Here is a 3,508-nt window from a genome sequence, read left to right as displayed (position 1 = left end):
GCAAGCCGGCGGCGGCCGTCGTCGCGGTCCAGCAACAGGGCTCCGAACGCGGCAAGGATCCAGAACATCAGGAAGATATCCAGCAGGGAGGTCCGGGACATCACCAGATGGTGTCCGTCCACCGCCAGCAGCACCCCGGCCACTGCCCCGAGGGTCAGCGAGCGGAAGAGTTTTTGGGCGATGAGGGCCAGCAGGAAAATGGACAGCGTACCGGTCAGGGCCGCCCCGAAGCGCCAGCCGAAGGGATTGTCCGCGCCGAAGAGCCACATGCCGGCGGCGATCATCCACTTCCCGACCGGCGGGTGGACGACATATTCGGGGGTGTCCAGCAGCACCCCGGGATTGCCGGCGATAAAGGAATCGTTGGCTTTGTCCGGCCACGCCCGTTCGTAGCCGCTGACCAGGAAGGAGTAACCGTCCTTGACGTAGTAGGTCTCGTCGAAGACCAGGTTGCGGGGCGTATCCAGCCGGACGAAGCGCAGGACGCCGCCGAGGGCCGCGGTGATGACCGGAATGAGCCAGAACCACAGGCGGAGCGAGGGCGGGTAGTCCCGCCAGCTCCGGATGCCGCCGATCAGGCGGTCTTTGAGGGCTTCGGCGGTAAACGCTTCCGCCGGGCGGCTAACCCAGCGGTGCCCCTCCAGGTTGCGTCCGGTGCTGGGGGCTGGGGGCGCCGATCCGGGGGAACCGGCGTCGACAGTCCGCGTGGGGGTCTGCGTCACGAGCCCATGCTACCTTTTGCGGCCGGGCCATCGGCCCCGGCGCCGCCCCGGTTCGTGGGTCCGGCCAGTCCACCCGGGCCCTGTGCCGGCAGTAGGCTGGTCGTGTGGACCCAAAACTCAGCACTTCCCCGAACCTTCCCGTCGACAATCTGGTCCCTGCGGACGACGTCGAAGAGGGCGCCGGTCCCGGGCCCGGCGTAATCCAAGGGACGGAGCAGGTGACGGAGCAGGCGACGGAGCCGACGGCGGCTCCTGCTGAGCAAAGCAGCGGACCCGGCCGGATCGTGCTGGCGGCAACCCCGATCGGCAACGTGGGGGACGCCACGTACCGTCTGGTCGAGCTGCTGACGACGGCGGACATCGTCGCCGCCGAGGACACCCGGCGGCTGCACCGGCTGGTCCAGAACCTGGGGATCACTGTCGCCGGCCGGATCATCAGCTACCACGAGCACAACGAGGCCGCCAAGACCGGTGAACTCCTGGAGCAGGTGCGCTCCGGCAAGACCCTTGTGATGGTGACCGACGCCGGGATGCCGTCCGTCTCGGACCCCGGCTTCCGTCTGGTCGAAGGGGCCGTGGCCGCCGGATTGACGGTCACCGCAGCACCCGGGCCTTCCTCGGTGCTCACCGCGCTCGCGCTTTCCGGCTTGCCGACCGACCGTTTCTGCTTCGAGGGGTTCCTGCCCCGCAAGGCCGGCGAACGTGCCTCCCGCCTCGCGGATCTCGACGCCGAGCGGCGCACCATGGTCTTTTTCGAGGCCCCGCACCGGCTGGAACCAATGCTCCGAGCGCTGCGTGAGCGGTTCGGCGCGGACCGCCGTGCCGCCATCTGCCGGGAACTGACCAAGACCTATGAGGAAGTCATCAGGGGCACCCTGCGCGAACTGCTGGAGTGGGCCGAGTCCAACGAGGTGCGCGGCGAGATCGCCGTCGTTGTGGGCGGCGCCCCGGAGCGGGAGCCGGGCAAGCCGGAGGACCACGTGGCCGACGTGAACGCGCTCATTGCGCAGGGAATCCGGCTCAAGGAAGCTGTCGCGGCGGTGGCGGAGGACGCCAAGGTCAGTAAACGCGAACTCTATTCGGCCGTGCTCGCTGCCCGGTAGCTCGCCCGCCCAGGCCGGAACGGCCCCTGTGCAACTGCACAGCGAACCCCGGCCGGTGTAGTGCGGACATGCGTAGACATTCCGGAGAGCACGGCAGTACCGTGGCAGTAAATCCAGCGCGCCGAGAAGGTCTTTCGAATGGCGCTGAACCCGATCCTATCCACCCCGAATCGCTGACGAGGGAGTCAACCGTGACTGTAACTGCCCAGCCCATTGTTACCGCGGAGCGCGAGAGCGCCCTGCTGGCGTCTGTTCCCACCGGCCTGCTGATCGGGGGCCAGTGGCGCCCGGCCGCTTCCGGCAAGACCTTCGACGTGGAGGATCCCTCGACCGGCAAGGTCCTGCTGAGCATTGCCGACGCCGGCCCCGAGGACGGGGCTGCGGCCCTGGACGCGGCCGCTGCCGCGCAGGAGTCCTGGGCGAAGGTCCCGGCGCGTGAGCGCGGGGAAATCCTGCGCCGGGCGTTCGAGCTCGTGACCGCACGGGCGGAGGACTTCGCGCTGCTGATGACGCTGGAGATGGGCAAGCCGTTGGCCGAGGCCCGCGGCGAGGTCACGTACGGTGCCGAGTTCCTGCGCTGGTTCTCCGAGGAAGCCGTCCGCGCGTTCGGCCGTTACTCCGTCTCCCCGGACGGGAAGTCCCGGCTGCTGGTGACGAAAAAGCCGGTGGGCCCGTGCCTGCTGATCACGCCGTGGAACTTCCCGCTGGCCATGGCGACCCGCAAGGTGGCGCCCGCCGTCGCTGCGGGCTGCACGATGGTGCTGAAGTCCGCGAACCTGACGCCGCTGACCTCGCAACTGTTCGCGGCCGTGATGATGGAAGCCGGGCTGCCGGCCGGGGTCCTGAATGTCATCCCGACCTCCACGGCCGGGGCGACCACGGGTCCGCTGATCAAGGATTCCCGGCTCCGGAAGCTTTCCTTCACGGGATCCACCGAGGTCGGCCGCCGGCTGCTCGCCGATGCCTCCGAAAACGTGCTGCGGACCTCGATGGAACTGGGCGGAAATGCCCCGTTCGTCGTGTTTGCGGATGCCGACCTCGACGCCGCGGTCACCGGGGCGATGCTCGCGAAGCTGCGCAACATGGGCGAGGCCTGCACGGCCGCGAACCGGTTCATTGTGCACGAGTCCGTCGCGGATGAGTTCGCCGAGAAGTTCGCCGCGAAGATGGCGGAGATGACCACGGCCCGCGGCACCGAGGCGGAGTCCAAGGTGGGCCCGCTGATCGATGCGAAGAGCCGGGACAAGGTCCACGAACTGGTCTCCGATGCCGTGGCCGCCGGCGCTGTCGCGGTGATCGGCGGCGCCGCGGTCGAGGGGCCGGGCTACTTCTACCAGCCCACCATCCTCAAGGGCGTCACCGAGGGCACCCGGATCCTGTCCGAGGAAATCTTTGGCCCGGTCGCCCCGATCATCACCTTCGACAGCGAGGACGAGGCCGTCCGGCTGGCGAACAACACCGAGTACGGCCTGGTCGCCTACGTCTTCACGAAGGACCTCAACCGGGGCCTGCGGATGGGCGAACGCCTCGAGACCGGCATGCTGGGCCTGAATGCCGGCGTCGTCTCCAACGCCGCCGCCCCCTTCGGCGGGGTCAAGCAGTCCGGCCTGGGCCGTGAAGGGGGACTCGAAGGCATCGAGGAATACCTCTACACCCAGTACATCGGCATCGCCGACCCCTACG

Annotated in this window: 3 protein-coding genes; 2 read left to right on the top strand and 1 reads right to left on the bottom strand. The window is 68.7% G+C overall.

Features of this window, described 5'->3' with window-relative positions:
• On the bottom strand, positions 1-722 hold a 722-nt coding region (locus K789_RS0109380), incomplete at its 3' end, for a phospholipid carrier-dependent glycosyltransferase (RefSeq protein WP_024366535.1).
• Between the two features lie 218 nt (positions 723-940).
• Between K789_RS0109380 and rsmI the strand changes: the two genes are divergently transcribed.
• Both rsmI and K789_RS0109370 read left to right on the top strand, forming a co-directional pair.
• Positions 941-1,825 carry a 16S rRNA (cytidine(1402)-2'-O)-methyltransferase gene (gene rsmI / locus K789_RS0109375; RefSeq protein ID WP_051180977.1) on the top strand — a complete coding sequence of 295 codons (885 nt, stop codon included), beginning with the start codon at positions 941-943 and terminating at the stop codon, positions 1,823-1,825.
• 191 nt (positions 1,826-2,016) lie between these two features.
• Positions 2,017-3,508 (top strand): NAD-dependent succinate-semialdehyde dehydrogenase (locus K789_RS0109370; RefSeq protein ID WP_024366533.1); only part of this gene is annotated, 1,492 nt, incomplete at its 3' end.

Origin of the sequence: Arthrobacter sp. TB 26, assembly GCF_000427315.1 — a bacterium.
Taxonomy (GTDB): domain Bacteria; phylum Actinomycetota; class Actinomycetes; order Actinomycetales; family Micrococcaceae; genus Arthrobacter.
Note: the sequence above shows the minus strand (reverse complement) of the source record. Positions and strands in the feature narration are given on the sequence as shown.